Origin of the sequence: Frankia canadensis (assembly GCF_900197875.1) — a bacterium.
GTDB lineage: Bacteria > Actinomycetota > Actinomycetes > Frankiales > Frankiaceae > Frankia > Frankia canadensis.
Genome location: NZ_FZMO01000268.1, coordinates 26357 through 42642 on the forward strand (window position 1 = coordinate 26357; position 16286 = coordinate 42642).

The following is a 16286-nucleotide window of genomic DNA, read 5'->3' on the forward strand; positions in this document are numbered from 1 at the left end:
ACGACGCGACGAGGAGGGTGTGGATGAGGACGGCCGTGATCGGTCTGGGCACGATGGGGGGAGCGGTCGCCGAGCGGCTGGTCGCCTCGGGGTTCGAGACGCTCGTGTACGACATCAGCCCGCAGGCGGTCGCCCGGGCGGTGGAGCACGGTGGCGTGGCGAGCACGCCGGAGGGGCTGGGCGCGGCCGACGTCATTGTCGTCAGCCTGCCCAACGACGAGATCGTCACCGCGAGCGTGATCGACAGCGGAGTGCTCGCGTTCTGGTCGGGGCGGGTGCTCGTCGAGCTGAGCACGACGCTGCCGCGCACCGTGCTGGCCGTCGCCGAGGCCGCGGCGGTGCACAACGTCGCCGTCGTCGACGCGCCGGTCAGCGGGGGGCCGAACGAGGCCCGCGCCGGCAAGCTCGTCGAACTGGTCGGCGCCGAACCCGCCGCGCTGGAGCGGGCCCGGCCCGTCCTGGAGGTGCTCGGCACGGTCGAGCACGTCGGGCCGGTGGGGACCGGCAAGACGGTGAAGCTGGTGAACAACCAGATGGCGATGGGTGCCATCGTCGTCGCCGCCGAGGCGTTCACCCTGGGCGAGAAGCTCGGCATGGACCGCGACGCCCTGTTCGACGTGCTCAGCCGGTCCGGCGGGCGCTCGTTCCACTTCCTCAAGCGCTGGCCGTACGTGCTGGCCGACGACTACCACGCCCGGTTCGCGGTCTCGCTCGCGGAGAAGGACCTGCGCCTCGGTCTCGCGCTCGCGCATGACGCCGAGCACCCGATGCCGACGGGGAGCATGGTCCACCAGGTCTTCGAGATGGCCCGGGCCCGCGGGCTGGGCGGCGAGGACTGCGTCGCCGTCATCAAGATCTTCCAGGACTGGGCGGACCAGAACCGCTCGGAGCAGTCCCGCCCGGAGCCGGGACATTGACGTCCTCCCCCGCCTGAAGGCGGGGGATTCCAACTCCTACATACCCACCAGGGGGTGCGCAGTGTTAAGGTTCGCGGTTCACGGGCACCGGCAACCCGGCGCCTCCCCGCGCAGTCACCGCACGTCCTGCGGCGATATTCATTGCAGCGTTCACATCGGCGTTGCTCTGGAACCCGCAGGCGACACAACAGAATTGCGCTTGGCTCTCACGCGATTCCGCTGCCACATGCCCGCAGGCCGAGCAACGCTGACTCGTGTAGGCGGCCGGGATCTTCTCGACCCGGCCGGGGGCTTTCTGTTCCAACCGCCGGGCGAGAAGTCCCCAGCCGGCAGCGAGGATGCCCCGGTTCAGCCCGGCCTTCTGCGCCACGTTCCGGCCCGGCGCCTCCACCGTGCCCCGCGCCGACCGGGTCATACCCCGAACGTTCAAATCCTCGACGCGGATCAGATCGTACCGGCGTGCCAGGTCGGTACTGGTCTTCTCGACCCAGTCCTTCCGCCGGTCGGCCTCCCGGGCTTTCACCCGGGCGATCCGGGCTTTCAGCGCGGCACGCCGGTTGCTGCCACGCCGGGCGTGGGCGAGGCGGCGCTGGAGCCGTCGCAGCCGGGCGGCTTCTGCAGGCCGCAGCCCGGGGCATCGCAGCAGCTCGCCCGTACTGAGCGCGGCCGACGCCGTCACACCCCGATCCACCCCGACAGCCTCGCCCACGCCCGGCGCGGCGATCGGGGCGGGCACGGCGGCGAACGCGACATGCCAGCGGCCAGCACGGTCCCGCGTCACCCGGTAGGAGCGTGCGTCCGGCACCGTCCGGCTACGACGAAACCGCACCCAGCCGACTTTCGGGATCCGCACCTCGGACCAGCGGCGGTTGACCTGTCGCACATCGGAGGGTTTCACGGCAACGATCCGAAACCCCTCGGACCGACCGCGTTTCCGGAAACCGGGTTTCCGGTGGGAGCCGCGAAAGAAGCCGGCCATGGCGGTGGAGAAGTCCCGCAAAGCCTGCTGTTGAACGATGATACTGCCCGCGGCGAGCCAGTCGAAAGCGCGGCGGGCTTCGGTCAACTGCCGGTTCTGCTCCACGTAGCCGGGTGCGGGTCCGCGGCGGGGATTCCACCACGACTGCTGTTCGACGGCGAGGTTCCACACGTACCGCGTATGCCCGCAATGCTCGACCATCGCCACTGCCTGTATGGCGGTGGGATAAAGTCGGTAGCGGGACATACTCCGATTCTACGAATGGGATATCTACCTGTGGCCAACCATGGTCGCCGTTTCCTCCCCGGCCTGAACGCCGGGGCATCCACGGCGAGATCCCGGTGAGCGACACGCGGGCGGTCACCGCGGAGCTCGCCGACTGGATCCACGGCCTTGGCGCGCCGGGCGCCCCGGTGATGCCGGCGTCGGTGGCGGGGCAGGTGCGGCGCCTGGTGCTCGACTTCCTGGCGGCGGCGATCGCCGGGACGGACACGGTGGCGGCGGTGGCCACCCGGGAGCTGGTCGCCGAGATGTATCCCGGTGACGCGGCGACGGTGCTCGGCGGCGGCCGGGCGTCGGTCGCCGGCGCGGCACTGGCCAACGGCACGGCCGCGCACGCGCTCGACATCGACGACGGCTACACCCCCGGGTCGGTCCATCCGAGCGCGCCGACGCTACCCGCCGTCCTCGCCGCCGCGCAGGCCCTCGGCGCCGACGGTCCCACCACGCTGCGGGCCGCCGCGGTCGCCGTCGAGGTGACCTGCCGACTCGCCGCCGCCGGCCATCCGGCGACCCGCGACGCCGGCTTCCACAACACCGCGATCGCCGGCGTGTTCGGCGCGTCGGCCGGCGTCGGCCTGCTGCTCGGCCTGGACGCGGAGCAGACGCGCTCGGCGCTGGGCCTCGCCGGGTCGCACGCGGGTGGGCTGTTCGAGTTCCTCGGTAGCGGCGCCGAGGTCAAGCGGGTGCACGCCGGCAAGGCGGCCCGCGACGGCGTGATCAGCGCCTACCTCGCCCGCGCCGGCGTAACCGGCCCCGACACTGTCCTCGAAGGGCCGAACGGCTACTTCCACGCCTTCGCCCGCGACCACTGGAACCCGGCGACCGTCCTCGACGGTCTCGGCGAGGACTGGCTGCTCGAACGGACCTACGTCAAGATCTACCCCTGCTGCCGGCACGGCCACGCCGCCGTCGACGCGATCCTCGACCTGCGCGGCGAGCACGCCCTCGCGCCCGACCAGATCGACGAGATCCGCGTCGACACCTACGACGTCGCCGCCCGCCACGGCCACACCGACGTCGCCACCCTCATCGACGCGCAGATGAGCCTGCCCTACGCCGTCGCGGTGGCGCTCGCCGACGGCGAGATCGGCCTGCGTCAGTTCGACGCCGCCCATCGCACCAACCCCGAGCTCGTCGACCTGGTGTCGCGGGTGCGGGTGACGTCGGACGCCGAGCTCGACGCCCGCTACCCGCGTTCCCGCCCGGCCCGGGTGACGGTGCGCCGCCGCGGTGCCGGCGACGCGCCGGACCTGGTCGCGCTCGTCGACCAGCCGCTCGGCGAACCGTCCCGGCCCGTCGACGACGTCCAGCTCACCGCGAAGTTCCACCGGCTTGCCGAGCCCGTCCTCGGCGCCGACGCCGCCCGGCGCGTCGTTGACCGGGTATGGGCGTTCGACGACGTGTTGGGCCTCATGTCCGCCCTGCAGGCCGCCCCTGCGCCGGCCACCGACCTTCCGCCGACCACCGTTCCCGCGGCGCCCGTCGCACGGAAGCGGATCACGACACAGGAGAGTGCATGACCGCCGCGATCGACCCCGGGGCCAGAATCGACGACGAGGACCGCGGTGCGTTCGCGGCCTCCGTCCGCCAGTTCGCGAAGGACCGGCTCGGCGCCGACGCGCTGCGCCGCGCCCACTCGCCCGGCTACGACTGGCAGGTCGCGGGGCTGCTCGCCGAGCAGGGACTGATCGGGCTGACCGTGCCGGAGGCCGACGGCGGCCAGGGCGCGTCGCTGCTCGACGCGGTCGTCGCCATCCAGGAGGTCGGCCAGGTCTGCCCGCGCAGCGCCGACGTCGTGCAGGCCGGCAACTTCGGCCCGCTGCGTACCTTCGCCGAGTACGCCTCCGCCGAGCAGAAGGCCCGCTGGCTGCCCGACCTGCTCGCCGGCAGGACGCTGATCGGCCTCGGGATGAGCGAGACCGAGGCCGGCTCCGCCGTCACCGACCTGCGCACCACCGCCACCCCGGACGGCGACGGCTACCGCGTCGACGGCACCAAGATCTGGTCGACGCACAGCATCGACGCCACCCTCTACCTGGTCTACGTCCGGTTCGGGCCGGGCGTCGGCGGCATCGGGTCGGTGCTCGTCGAGCGGGGCACGCCGGGGCTCACGGTCGGCGAGCCGTCGGAGTACCTCAGTGGCGAGCAGTGGGCGCCGCTCGTCTTCGACAACTGCCACATCCCCGCGGAGAACGTGCTGCTGGGTCCGGGCGGGTTCAAGAAGCAGATCAGCGGGTTCAACGTCGAGCGACTCGGCAACGCGTCCCGGTCGCTGGCGCTGGGCCGGCTCGCGTTCACCACCGCCCGCGAGCACGTGCTGGCCCGCCACCAGTTCGGCCGGCCGCTCGCCGAGTTCCAGGGCATCCAGTGGAAGTTCGCCGACATGGCCGTCGCCCTCGACTCGGCGCAGCTGCTGCTCGACCGGGCCGCCCGCGGCGCGGCGAACGGACTGCCCTCGGCGTACGAGACGTCGGTCGCCAAGCTCGCCGCCAACCAGGCCGGCTTCCTCGCCGCCGACCAGTCGATGCAGGTCATGGGCGCGATGGGCTACAGCACCGAGACGCTTGTCGAGTACTGCTTCCGGCGCACCCGCGGCTGGATGATCGCCGGCGGCTCGATCGAGATCCTGCGCAACCGCATCGCCGAGGACGTCCTCGGCCGCCGCTTCAGCCAGCGGGGCTGACGATGGCCGAGATGACGGGGGCCGAGATGACGAGGGACGCGGCTCGCGTGCCGTTGCGGGGGGAGGCGCTGGCGGCGGCCTTGTTCGCGCCTCGGGCCGTGGCGCTCGTCGGCGCGTCCGCCGATCCGACGAAGGCGTCCTCGCGGCCGCTCGGCTATCTGCGGGGCAGCGGCTACGCCGGGAACGTGTACCCGATCAACAGCGGCCGTCGTTCGATCGGCGCGGAACCGGTCTACTCCTCGATCGAGGATCTGCCCGAGGTGCCCGACCACGCGTTCCTCATGACGCCGACGGCCGCCACCGTCGGCGCCGTCGAACAGTGCGGACGCCGCGGCGTTCCGCTGGTGACGGTGCTGGCCGGCGGGTTCGCCGAGGCCGGGCCGGCCGGCGCGCAGCGCCAGCGCGAGCTGGAACAGGTCGCCGCCCGCTACGGGATCCGGCTGCTGGGCCCGTCCAGCCTCGGCGTCGTGAACACCCGCAACGGCCTCACCCTCACCGCCAACGCCGCCTTCGCCGACGTCACCGGTGCCGGTGCCGGTGCCGGCGGGACGGGCGGGATCGTCGTCGCCTCGCACTCCGGTAGCATGATCGGCGCGCTGCTGTCCCGAGGGAGGGTCGCTGGGACCGCTTTCTCGCACCTGGTGTCGGTCGGCGGCGAGGTGGATCTCAGCATCGGCGAGATCTGCCAGGCGACGCTCGCCGACCCCGCCGTCACCGGCTACCTGCTGTTCCTGGAGAACCTGCGGCACGCCGGTGAGCTGCGGGCCTTCGCCGCGGCCGCCGCCAAGCGGGGACGGCCGGTGCTCGCCTACAAGCTGGGCCGGTCCGCCGCCGCCGCCGAGCTCGCCACCTCCCACACCGGCGTCCTCGCCGGCGAGGACGACGTCGCCGACGCCTTCCTCGCCGACTGCGGCATCGCCCGGGTGCACACCCTCGACGGCCTGCTCGAGGGGCTGCCGCTGCTCGGCCGCGTCCCCGCGACCCCGGCGCCGGTCGCCGCGGCGCGGGTCGGCGTCGTCACCACGACCGGCGGCGGCGCGGCGATGGTCGTCGACCAGCTCGGCGTGCGCGGGGTGACGGTCGTCGGGCCGTCGGCCGCCACGCTCGACGCGCTCGCCGCGGCCGGCGCACCGGCGGCGCCCGGGGCGATCGTCGACCTCACCCTGGCCGGCACCCGCCCCGAGGTGATGTCCGCAGCCCTGGACACGATGCTCGGCTGCGGCGAGTTCGACCTGGTCATCGCCGTCGTCGGCTCGTCCGCCCGGTTCTCGCCGACGTTCGCCGTCCAGCCGATCATCGATCGGGCGGACCGGCCGGGCCTCGCCGCCTTCCTCGTCCCGCACGCTCCCGAGGCGCTGGCGTCGCTGCGGGCCGCCGGCGTGCCGGCCTTCGGCACGCCCGAGTCCTGCGCCGACACGACCTACGCCGCCCCCGACCACAGCGCCAGTGTCGGCACCGACCTCGGCACTGACGTCGGCGCCGACGTCGGTGCGGCCGTCGGGGGAGTGGGCCGTCGTCTCGACGAGGCGGCGTCCTACGCGCTGCTCGCGCCGCTCGGCGTCCGCGCGGCGGAGTACCGCGTCCTCACCATCGACGAGCTGGGCCCGCCGGCCGCCGCCACGTCCGCGACCGGCACCGCTTCGACTGCTGACGGCGCGGCCGTCTCCGCCGCCACGGGATCGGCGGACCTGCGTTTTCCGGTCGCGGTCAAGGCGCTGACGGGGGAGCTCGGGCACAAGAGCGACGTCGGCGGGGTGCGGCTGCGGGTCGACGCCGCGGGGCTCGCCGCCGCCGCCCGGGACATCCGCGCGGCCGTCGCCGAGCACGCCGAGGTCGACGTCACCCAGGTACTCGTCCAGACGATGGAATCCGGGCTCGGCGACATGCTCGTCGGCTACCGCGTCGACCCCTATGTCGGTCCGCTCGTCCTCGTCGCGGCCGGTGGCGTGCTCACCGAGCTGTACGCCGACCGCGCGATCCGGCTCGCCCCGGTCGACGAGGCGACCGCCGCCGCGATGCTCGACGAGGTGCGCGCGACCACCGTCCTGCGCGGCTACCGCGGCGCTCCCCCCGGCGACCTGCCCGCGCTCGCCGCGCTGATCGCCGCCGTCTCGCGGCTTGCCGAACGCTCGGACGTGCTCGAGGCCGAGATCAACCCGGTGCTGGTCCGCGCCCAGGGCGAGGGCGCCCTCGCCCTCGACGCCGTCGTCCACCTGCGCGCCCAGCCCGCCGCCACCCCGAACACCGCCGACGACCCCCTCGCGGCCGACGGCCCCACCGACGAGGAGGCCCGAGCATGACCGAGCACCCCACCCCCCGCATGCTCATCGGGGGGACGTGGACCGCCGGCAGCGGCGGCGCCACGCTGCCCGTCATCAACCCGGCCACCGGGGAGACGCTCACCCACCTCCCGGTCGCCACCCGGGCCGAGATCGGCGCGGCCCTCGACGCCGCCGAGGCCGGGTTCCGCGTATGGCGGGCGGTGCCGCCGATCGAGCGGGCCCGGATCCTCGCCAAGGGCGCCCGCCGATTCCGCGAGCGGATCGACGAGGTAGCGATGGTCATCACGCTGGAGCTCGGCAAGCCGCTCGCCGAGTCCCGCGCCGAGGTGACGCTCGCCGCCGAGCACGTCGAGTGGGCCGCGCAGGAGGCGCGCCGCGGCTACGGCCAGGTGATCCCGGCCCGCGACCCGGGCGTCCTGCAGTACTCCGTGCTCGAACCGGTCGGTCCGGTGGCCGCCTTCGCGCCGTGGAACGCCCCGGCGATCACCCCGGCCCGCAAGCTCGGCGGGGCGCTCGCCGCCGGCTGCTCGGTGATCCTCAAGCCCGCGGAGGAGGCGCCGAGCGCCGCGCTGATCCTCGCCGAGTCGCTGCTCGCGGCCGGCGTCCCCGACGGCGCGCTGAACATCGTGTTCGGCGATCCGCCGCTGATCGGCCGCACCCTCGCCGAGTCGCCGCGGATCAAGGGGCTGACGTTCACCGGGTCGACGGCCGTCGGCGCCGAACTGAACCGCCTCGCCGCCCCCTCGATGGTCCGCACCACCCTGGAACTCGGCGGCCACGCGCCCGTGATCATCCTTGGTGACGTGGACGTCGAACGGGTCGCCCGCACCGCCATACCCGCCTGTCTGCGCAACTCCGGCCAGGTGTGCACGTCGCCCACCCGATTCCTCGTGCACGCCAGCGTCTACGACCAGTTCCTCGACACGTTCGTCTCGGCGGTCGAGTCCCTGAAGGTCGGCGACGGCCGCGACCCCGGCACCCAGATGGGCCCGGTCGCCACCGACCGCCGCCTGACCGCGCTGGCCGAGATGACCGACGACGCCCGCACCCGCGGCGCCACCGTCGCAACCGGCGGCCACCGCCTCGGCGACACCGGCACGTTCTGGAGCCCGACCGTGCTCACCGGCGTCCCCGCCGACGCCCGCGCCGCCACCGTCGAACCGTTCGGCCCGCTCAAGACCGTCGCCCGCGTCGACGATCTCGACGAGGCGCTCGCCGAGGCCAACCGCCTGCCGTTCGGCCTGGCGTCCTACGCCTGGACGCACGACTCCCGGGCGATCGCGCGGATCACCGACGAGATGGAGGCCGGTTCCGTCGCCGTCAACAGCTGGAAGCCGTCCTTCCCCGAGACCCCGTTCGGCGGCTTCCACCTCAGCGGCCTCGGCACCGAGGGCGGCGTCGAGGGCGTCCGCGCCTTCCAGCGCCTCAAGTACATCAGCCGCGGCTAGCCCGCGCCACGCGACCCGGACCGGGTGCGTCGCCAGCCGCGGCACGGCGACGCACCCGGCCCACGTCCAGGGCGGCAGGCGTCAACCCGTCCGTCTGTGTTCGATTTTTGTTCCTATGTAGGCCACGATAATCCGGCGCGCCGCGTACTCGGTCCTGAAATGGATGCGACCCGCGCCCGGAGTGAATCTGGCATGCAGATCAAAGGAGCGCCTTGTCCCGTCGAGATCTTCGAACACGCATAGCAGTCTGCGCTGCTCGGCCTCCGGTGCCACTTTGGACATCCACGCCGGCGCGGCGGTGATTCTGGGATTCCACGACGACATCGCCTTCTCCAGCTCAAGGAGCCGGTCGGACACCTGCCTGAGATGCACGGGGCCGAGTGCAAGGAGATCGCTCTCCACCCGAGCGAGGAAGGCGAGATGAGGAAACAGGTCCGCTCTCGCGTTCCAGAGGTGACTGGGGGTATGCAGCTGGCGTAATCCGGCGCCGGCCAGCCAGGAGCCATGGGAATTTACGTGCTGGCGAGTGGCTGCGTGGCGCACGGTTGTCGTTCTATCGACAAGATAGAGACCGGAGTCGTCGTGCTCCACGAGTTCGCGGCGGACTACGTCGATCTCTGCGGCATTCCACCGCTCGGCGGTCATCATGCTCACTGCCAGGCCACCGAAAGCGTGCGCGTACCCCAAGCCGTCGACCTCCTGCTCATCGAGGAGGTAGGAGACCAGTCCGTCTGCACTGAGCGGCCCGATATCCTGAAAAGGGGCGCGGTTCATGACGGCCTTGAGCAGGCGGAGATGCTCCCTGTTCCTGTGATCGCCCGCCCAGCGGGCGAAGACGTAGTCGCCGCCGAACCTGATCTCGCGGATGGGCATCGCGGAGACGAGCGCGACGTCACGACGCTGCTTCCGGATCTCGACCAGGAGGCGAACGAAATCAGTGAGGAGATCGCCCGCGTTCTCGCGGTCCGTGCGCCGGTCATCGTCGCCCACGCCGTCATGCGACTTCTCATTCAAGAAGAGGAGGATAGTCATCAGTTCCTACGAGAGGAGATCATCCAGGGAGTGGTCCCATTCATCGAAAAATCCGTCCGGCCACACTGAGAGCATGCCGTCAGGGCCAACCATGGGACGGGTCGAGGTCACCTCGTCGGAGGCGGACCGCTCAAAGTACTGGAGGGCCACGTCCGCCGTGTCAAGGACACTCTGCTTGACGGCGAGCCGAACGCCGTTGAGGACATGGTCGCTATGGCTCTCCATGAAGATCTGCACGCCACGCGCCGCAGTCAGGCTGGCCAGCCTGCCCATGAGCGTCTGGCCCCGGGGGTGAAGGTGGGCCTCAGGGTTTTCGAGAAGAATGACGCTGCCCGGCTCGACGGTGAGGCAGGCGACCACCACGGGGAGGACGTAGGTGAGGCCGAATCCGACGTTGGTCGGGCGGTAACGGTTCGTGGAGCTGATGCCCGCGGTGCCGAAAAATCCGTAGTTCAGGCGGACGAGGTCCGTGCCCTCCAGATCGTTCACGCGAAGGTTCACGCCCGGACACAGCTGCTGCATCCAGGCGGTGACCTGGTCGAGTAGCGAGGACGAGGCGGCGTCGGGATGGGTTGTCGTGGCGTCCGGCAGGTGGTCGTCCTGATGGAATCGCAGGTAGTTGAACGTGTGTTCTCCGGTAGCCCCCAGGAATCCTCGGCGGATCGCGTTCTCGTAGGACTTGGGGTAGGAGACGGCAGGGACTACACGGTCGGCCCGCAGGTACTGGAAGCCTCGTCGGAAGAGGGCGACGTCGTAGGTGCGCGGCGGCGGCTGGTCGTCGATATGGAGCAGATCGGCCTCCCGGCTGTATCGCATGGACCAGCGGTACTCGTGCCCGTCCGCCGATAGCGAGATGGCGATCTGTAGTTCACCGTCGCTCGTGCGGTAGTCCTCATGGAGAAGATCCTGACCGGTGCCCAGATCGACAAGCTCGCCGTTCAGCAGGAGGCCGTCGTCGGCGAGCGTGCCGGCATCGAAGGACTGCCGCAGTACCGCGAGTGACTGGAGGACGGTGCTCTTTCCGACCGCGTTGATGCCGGACAGCAGGGTGAGCGGTGCAACGGCGAGGTCCAGCGCGGCGAACGCCTTGAAGTTCTGGAGCCGGAGGCGATCAATCACCGAGAACCTCGCGAAACAATTCCCTGACCTGGCCGAATCGCAGCTTGACCTTGGCGACATCTCCGGTGCCCTGTGATACCGATCTCTCGAATGCCTGGTTGGTCATCAGTAGAGCGAACTGGGAATTCACTGCATCCTTGCGTTCCACCAGGGCCTGGATCTGTGTGTCGGTCAGAGTTGCGAGATTGACGGCCACCGCCTCGAAAATCGCCTTGTTGATCGGAAATCGATTGCTTCTGCCTGGATACTGTTTCCGGAAGGCGTGTGGCCCAAAGATGTCGCCGGCAGCTTGCATGGCCTTGTTGAACTCCTGCTGCAGGCCATCCCGCTGATCGTGGCTGAGAGTGTTGGTGCTCCTCATTGCTTCCCGCAGGAATGCGTCGAAGTCCTGTGAGGTGTAGTCACCCGGTGAGGTGATGCGGAAAGCAATGAAGCGGAGGACCATCTCGCGATCGGCCATCCGCTCCTCGCGGACACTGCCGCTTGTGGCGTTGATGAACTCGGTCGATCTGGACCAGGTTCGGAGCAGATCGCGTGCTGGCCCTTTGATGAGGGCGTGTCGGAGCTCCTGCGTGGAAAGTGGCATCCCGCCGGTGTTGATGCGCGCGAAGATGTTGAACATCACCTCCTCTGGTGTTCCTGGCCTGATGAGATGAACTACCAGCTCCGTCTCCCGAAGTCGGGTCTGGAGCCGTCCAGGAAGGCCATCGTAGGACGCTCCGTTGTACGATTTCCCAAGGTACTCCAGGCTACTCAGGATGAGCCGGTCGGCGCCGTTGACCTGCGGCTCGATGAATCGCGAGATGGCGGTCAGCCGCTGTATCCCGTCGACGACGGTCCAGATCTCGTCCTCGCCCTCGGCGGCGTACAGGGTGGGCAGCGGTATGCGGAGGAGCAGGGACTCGATGAGGCGGCTCTGGCGTTGATCAGTCCAGATTCCTCGCTGTCGCTGGAACTCGGGTTCAAGGTCGAGGGTGCCGTGGCGAATCCGCGAGAGCAGGAGGTCGACGGTGGGCGTCCGGGTAATGACGTCGATCTTGTCCGGGTCGAACGGCCGACGAATCAGGTCCGTGTCCTGCGGCTCCTCGGCCTCGACTCCCGTGCTGCGGCCAAGCGAATCATGCTCCTCTGGCACATCCCCCGATGCCATGCTGTCGCTCATACCGTCCCAACCCGCTCCGCCGTGACTGCTGTCGCTCCCCGTGTCAGTAATCTATCCGTCCGGAGCCGGGTGGCTGGTCACGGTGATGCTGGACCGGCCGTGGTTCCTGACGCGAGGAGATACGCCGAGGATAGGGAGAGGAGTCGGTCGGAGTCGGCTGGCCGCAGATCGACCGGCCCGGAACTCGTGATCTGGTAGTTGGCCGCCTCCGCATCGCCACCGAGCGCCGACGTCGACTCCAGGCGGTCACGTCCCGTCGGTCGCGGTCGACATCGCTCCGCCTCCTCCGGGCGGGACGCATCTCGCGAACCTTTGCCGGAGGCGAGTCACCTCCTTGCCGAGGGTCACCGAATTGCCGGATAATGGATCAGCTTTTCCGAAAGTCGATCAGCGGTCCGAACGGTGGTCGCGGCCAGGGTGGGGATGGTCCGGGGGTGGGGAGCGCGGCGCGCGGCCCGTACGGTGTGCCGCTGCTCGCCGCGGCGGGGGCGGTCTTCGGTGCGATGGTGCTCGCGGTGTCCGCCGGCGGCCGCGACGGGGGCACGACCACGACCCTGTTCTCCGGCATGGTCGGTGGCCTCTACCTGCTGACCGGCTCGGTCGTGCACCTGCGCCGGCCGGGTCGGCTCGGGCTGCGCATGGTGACGGTCGGGATCGCCTGGTTCGCCGAGGACCTGCAGGTCTCGACAGAGCCGGTGCCGCACACGGCCGGGCTGTTCCTGCGCAGTGTCGCGTCGGCGTGCCTCGTGCACCTGCTGCTGGCGTTCCCGGAGGGCAGCCTGCGGGCGCCGGTCGAGCGGGCGCTGATGGGTTCGCTGTTCCTGTTCGTGCTCGTCGCCGTGCCGGCGGGGGTGCCGTTCTACCAGTCGGTAACGCCGAACCTGCTGTTCGTCGCCAACCACGGCCAGCTACAGGACGAGGTGATCGACGGGGTTCAGGTTGTGGTGGCCGTGGTGGTCGGCCTGCTGCTGATCCGACGCTGGGTGGTCGCCACCCCGCCCGCCCGGCGTGTGCTGGCGCCGGTGTACGGCGTCGGGCTGGTCGGCACCGCGGCGTCGCTGGCGCATCCGGCGCTGTCCGGGGAGGACGCGCAGCTGGTCAACGATGTCGCGCATCTCGCCACGCTTGGGCTGCCGCTGGCGTTCCTGGCCGGCGCGTTGCGCGTCCGCCTCGGCCGGACGGCCGTCGGCGACCTGCTGCTCGCGCTGCCGCAGGGACCCCCGGAAGACCTGCGCGACCTGCTGGCCCGCGCCCTCGGCGACCCGACCCTGCGCATCGCCTACCCCAGCCCCTTCACCGCCACTACCTCTCCCAACGCGCCGCACGCCGACAGCGCCGCGTACCCCACGAGCGCGGCGCACTCCACGAGCGCGGCGCACTCCACGAGCGCGGCGCACTCCACGAGCTCCGCGCATGCCACCACCTCGGCGCACGGCGCCAGCGACGACGACGCGGATGGCTATGTGGACGCCGAGGGGATGCCCGTCGTACTCAGGCTGGCCGACGTGGTGACGCCGGTTCGGCGCGGCACGCGAGTCGTCGCCGTCCTCCTGCACGACCCGGCGCTGCGAGCCGACCGGCACGTGCTGCGCGCGGTGACCGCGGCCGCCGCGCTCGAACTGGACAACCAGAGGCTCGCCGCCGAGGCACGGGCCCGGCTGGCGGAGGTCCGCGCGTCCCGGGTCCGCATCGTCGCCGCCGCCGACGAGCAGCGCCGACGGATCGAACGCGACCTGCACGACGGCGCCCAGCAGCAGCTCGTCACGACCGCGCTGCTGTTGCGGCTCGCGCGCGACCGGCTCGGTCCGGCGCCGCCCGACCCCGACCTCGTCGCCCTGCTGGGACGTGTGGCTGACGGGCTGGACGCCTCCCTGCGCGACCTGCGGGAACTCGCCCGCGGCATCCACCCCGCGGTACTCACGGAGGCCGGGCTTCTTCCCGCGCTGCGCGCCCTCGCCGCCCGCGGCCCGTATCCGGTGCGCGTCGTCGACGGGCCCGCGCTGCCGCCGCTGCCGGCGCGGGTGGCCGCGACGGCGTACTTCGTCGCCGCCGAGGCCGTGACGAACGCGGCGAAGCACGCCCAGGCGTCGGTCGTGCACATCCATGTCCGGGTGACCGGCGGTCGGCTGCTCGTCACCGTCGCCGACGACGGCGTGGGCGGCGCCGAACAGCGCGCCGGAACGGGTCTGCTCGGGCTGCGGGACCGGGTCGCCGCGCTCGACGGAGCCCTGGCCGTGCACAGTGCGCCCGGCGCCGGGACCTCCGTCCATGCGGAACTTCCCCTGCCGGTCGAGCCGTCCGGCGAGGCCGAGTCGCTCACACCCGTTGACGCTCCCGGGCACGATGAGCCGTCCCTACCCACCTCGTTGCCTCCGGAGGGGCCGTGATCAGCGCCGAGATCCCGTCCACACCGTCCGCCCCAGCCACACCGTCCGTGCCGCCTGTGCTGCCTGTGCCGTCCGTGCCGCCTGTGCCGTCCGTGCCGTCCGTGCCGTCCGTGCCGTCTGTGCCGGGCGTGCCGTCCGGGACGGCGACGCGCGTGGTGCTCGCCGACGACGCACCGCTGTTCCGGGATGCCCTGGCCGAGCTGCTGCACCGCGACGGCTGCGAGGTCGTCGCACAGGCCGGGGACGCGGACGGCCTGCTGGAGGCGGTCGAGCGGCACCGACCGGACATCGCGGTCGTCGACATCCGGATGCCGCCCACCCAGCGGTTGGAGGGGCTGCGCGCCGCGTTGCTGCTGCGGCAGCGCCATCCCGGCACGGGCACGCTGCTGCTGTCCCAGCATCTGGAGGTCGCGCACCTCGACGAGCTGATCGGGCGCTCCGCGCGGGGCGTCGGCTACCTCCTCAAGGAGCGGGTGACCGGCCCCGACTTCCTCGACGCCGTACGCAGGGTCGCCGCCGACGGCTGCGCGTTCGATCCCGAGATCGTCCCGATGCTGGTCGGCGCTGGCGCCCGGAACCGGCGTGACGAGCTGGCCCATCTCAGCCCGCGGGAGCGCCAGGTCCTCGCGCTGATGGCGCAGGGCCGTTCCAACGCGGCGATCGCCGCCGCGCTGCACCTGACGAACCGCACCGTCGAAACGCACGTCCGCAACATCTTTGTGCGCCTCACCCTGCCCGACGAGACCGAGCACAACCGCCGCGTCCTCGCGGTGCTGACCTACCTGCGCTCGTCCTGACGGGCGACGAGCAGCGCCAGCGTGTCCGCCGCCAGCGCCGACTTGGGCAGGAAGCCCGCGGCCGCGCAGCGTTCGACCGCGTCGCCGTACTGCTCGGCGTCCCGCACCGAGCAGAGCACGACCGTGACACCGGGGGAGGCGTCACGCAGTGCCCGGCACACGCTGAAGCCGTCCATGTCAGGCAGGGCGACGTCGAGCAGCACCACGTCGGGACCGGTCGCGGGCACCCGGGCCAGCGCCTCCGCCCCGGTCGCGGCGTCCCCGACGACCTGGTAGCCGCCGCTTTCCAGCAGCGCGCGGGCGACGGTCCGGAACGGCGCGTTGTCGTCCACGATGAAGACGCGGCCCACCGCCACCCGGTCCATCGGTGGCACGGTAGCACCGGGTGCGCCCAGCGACCTCAGGGGTAACACGGAGATATTCGGGTCCGGGAAGTCCGGGTTGGCACCGATGTGCCGCAGTCCTGATCGTCCGAGACTTCCGTTCATGAAAGCAGTGCTGGCCGTGCTGGGAGGCGCGCTTGTCGCGGTCGTCCTGTTCGTGGTCCTCCAGGGTCAGCACAACGGCGACTCGGGCTCGTCCTCTCAGATCAGCACGGGCTCCGGTGGCGCTGGTGGCCCAGGTCACGGGTCGGGCGGCTCAGGCGGCTCGGAACATCCGGACTCGACGGGGACCGTCGACGTCTCCCGGCGGGGGACGAGCGGCACCGAACGGGTCGACTGCTCGAACATCGACAGCGAGCTGAAGATCTCCGCTCGCGATGGCTCGGTTCGCTGGACCGCCGTGCCCGCCGCCGGCGTCTCGGTCTCGCCCTCGTCCGGGTTCCTCGACGAGGGCGAGAGCCAGGTCATCCACGTGGGCGGGAGGTACACCGGCGCCCAGACCTTCACGGTGAACGTGTCCGCCCCGAGCCGGGCGGGTTCGAGTGGTGTCCCGGCGGAGTTCACATGCGCGTGACCAGCCGCCGCGCGCCGTGGCGGAATCCGGCGCTGGCGCCGGCGTACGCGGCGGCCATCGCGTTCGGCGCCGTCGGCCTGGCCGGCCTGGTGGTCGACCTCGACCCGACGTCCACAGCACCGCCCCCGCCGGAGGTCACCATCAGCGTGGAGGTCACCCCGTCGACGAAGGCCGTGCCGGCCAGGGTCTGCGTCAGCCCGCCGGACGGCTGGCAGTTCGCCGATCCGACCCCGGCCCCGAC

Annotated in this window: 13 protein-coding genes and 1 pseudogene; 9 read left to right on the top strand and 5 right to left on the bottom strand. The window is 71.5% G+C overall.

Going from position 1 to position 16286, the window contains the following annotated elements; all coding sequences use genetic code 11:
- Positions 1-23: 23 nt before the first annotated feature.
- A complete protein-coding gene (locus C1A33_RS20165) occupies positions 24-917 on the top strand; it encodes an NAD(P)-dependent oxidoreductase (RefSeq protein WP_101832993.1) in 894 nt (297 codons plus the stop codon).
- Positions 918-981: 64 nt separating this feature from the next.
- Here the strand turns inward: C1A33_RS20165 and C1A33_RS20170 are convergent, their stop codons facing one another.
- Complete coding sequence (locus tag C1A33_RS20170; protein WP_101832994.1) at positions 982-2142, bottom strand: RNA-guided endonuclease InsQ/TnpB family protein; 1161 nt, start codon at positions 2140-2142, stop codon at positions 982-984.
- Between the two features lie 95 nt (positions 2143-2237).
- Here C1A33_RS20170 and C1A33_RS20175 point away from each other — a divergent pair, with 95 nt between their 5' ends.
- Genes C1A33_RS20175 through C1A33_RS20190 form a run of 4 tightly spaced genes read left to right on the top strand, consistent with a single transcriptional unit; the run spans position 2238 to position 8591 of the window.
- A complete protein-coding gene (locus tag C1A33_RS20175) occupies positions 2238-3698 on the top strand; it encodes an MmgE/PrpD family protein (RefSeq protein ID WP_101832995.1) in 1461 nt (486 codons plus the stop codon).
- Positions 3695-4861 (top strand): acyl-CoA dehydrogenase family protein, encoded by a 1167-nt coding sequence (locus C1A33_RS20180; protein ID WP_101832996.1) that lies wholly within the window; start codon positions 3695-3697, stop codon positions 4859-4861. The genes C1A33_RS20175 and C1A33_RS20180 overlap by 4 nt, the downstream gene beginning before the upstream one ends.
- Positions 4862-4872: 11 nt before the next feature.
- The gene (locus C1A33_RS20185; RefSeq protein WP_207770397.1) at positions 4873-7161 is read left to right on the top strand and encodes an acetate--CoA ligase family protein; all 2289 of its coding nucleotides are present in this window, start codon (positions 4873-4875) and stop codon (positions 7159-7161) included.
- A complete protein-coding gene (locus tag C1A33_RS20190) occupies positions 7158-8591 on the top strand; it encodes an NAD-dependent succinate-semialdehyde dehydrogenase (RefSeq protein ID WP_101832997.1) in 1434 nt (477 codons plus the stop codon). The genes C1A33_RS20185 and C1A33_RS20190 overlap by 4 nt, the downstream gene beginning before the upstream one ends.
- Before the next feature lie 81 nt (positions 8592-8672).
- Here the strand turns inward: C1A33_RS20190 and C1A33_RS20195 are convergent, their stop codons facing one another.
- Genes C1A33_RS20195 through C1A33_RS20205 form a run of 3 tightly spaced genes read right to left on the bottom strand, consistent with a single transcriptional unit; the run spans position 8673 to position 11904 of the window.
- The gene (locus C1A33_RS20195; RefSeq protein WP_101832998.1) at positions 8673-9623 is read right to left on the bottom strand and encodes a hypothetical protein; all 951 of its coding nucleotides are present in this window, start codon (positions 9621-9623) and stop codon (positions 8673-8675) included.
- A 6-nt stretch (positions 9624-9629) separates the two neighbouring features.
- Positions 9630-10742, bottom strand: a complete 1113-nt coding sequence (locus C1A33_RS20200) for a DUF3696 domain-containing protein (protein WP_101832999.1) — start codon at positions 10740-10742, stop codon at positions 9630-9632.
- Complete coding sequence (locus tag C1A33_RS20205) at positions 10735-11904, bottom strand: DUF262 domain-containing protein (protein WP_101833000.1); 1170 nt, start codon at positions 11902-11904, stop codon at positions 10735-10737. Before C1A33_RS20205 ends, C1A33_RS20200 begins: the two co-directional genes overlap by 8 nt.
- 503 nt (positions 11905-12407) lie before the next feature.
- Between C1A33_RS20205 and C1A33_RS20210 the strand changes: the two genes are divergently transcribed.
- Both C1A33_RS20210 and C1A33_RS20215 read left to right on the top strand, forming a co-directional pair.
- The gene (locus tag C1A33_RS20210) at positions 12408-14291 is read left to right on the top strand and encodes a sensor histidine kinase (RefSeq protein WP_165818483.1); all 1884 of its coding nucleotides are present in this window, start codon (positions 12408-12410) and stop codon (positions 14289-14291) included.
- 110 nt (positions 14292-14401) lie between these two features.
- Positions 14402-15088: a response regulator transcription factor gene (locus tag C1A33_RS20215; RefSeq protein WP_243407748.1), complete on the top strand. Its 687-nt coding sequence runs from the start codon at positions 14402-14404 to the stop codon at positions 15086-15088.
- On the opposite strand, the gene C1A33_RS35070 is transcribed toward C1A33_RS20215, so the two are convergent.
- Positions 15070-15453, bottom strand: a complete 384-nt coding sequence (locus C1A33_RS35070) for a response regulator transcription factor (RefSeq protein WP_165818484.1) — start codon at positions 15451-15453, stop codon at positions 15070-15072. The two genes, C1A33_RS20215 and C1A33_RS35070, sit on opposite strands and share 19 nt — an antisense overlap.
- 121 nt (positions 15454-15574) lie before the next feature.
- Here C1A33_RS35070 and C1A33_RS20220 point away from each other — a divergent pair, with 121 nt between their 5' ends.
- Both C1A33_RS20220 and C1A33_RS20225 read left to right on the top strand, forming a co-directional pair.
- On the top strand, positions 15575-16045 hold the full coding sequence (locus C1A33_RS20220; protein ID WP_101833002.1) for a hypothetical protein: 471 nt from the start codon (positions 15575-15577) through the stop codon (positions 16043-16045).
- A pseudogene (locus C1A33_RS20225) lies at positions 16036-16286 on the top strand (hypothetical protein); the annotation flags it as partial. The gene C1A33_RS20220 and the pseudogene C1A33_RS20225, both read left to right, overlap by 10 nt.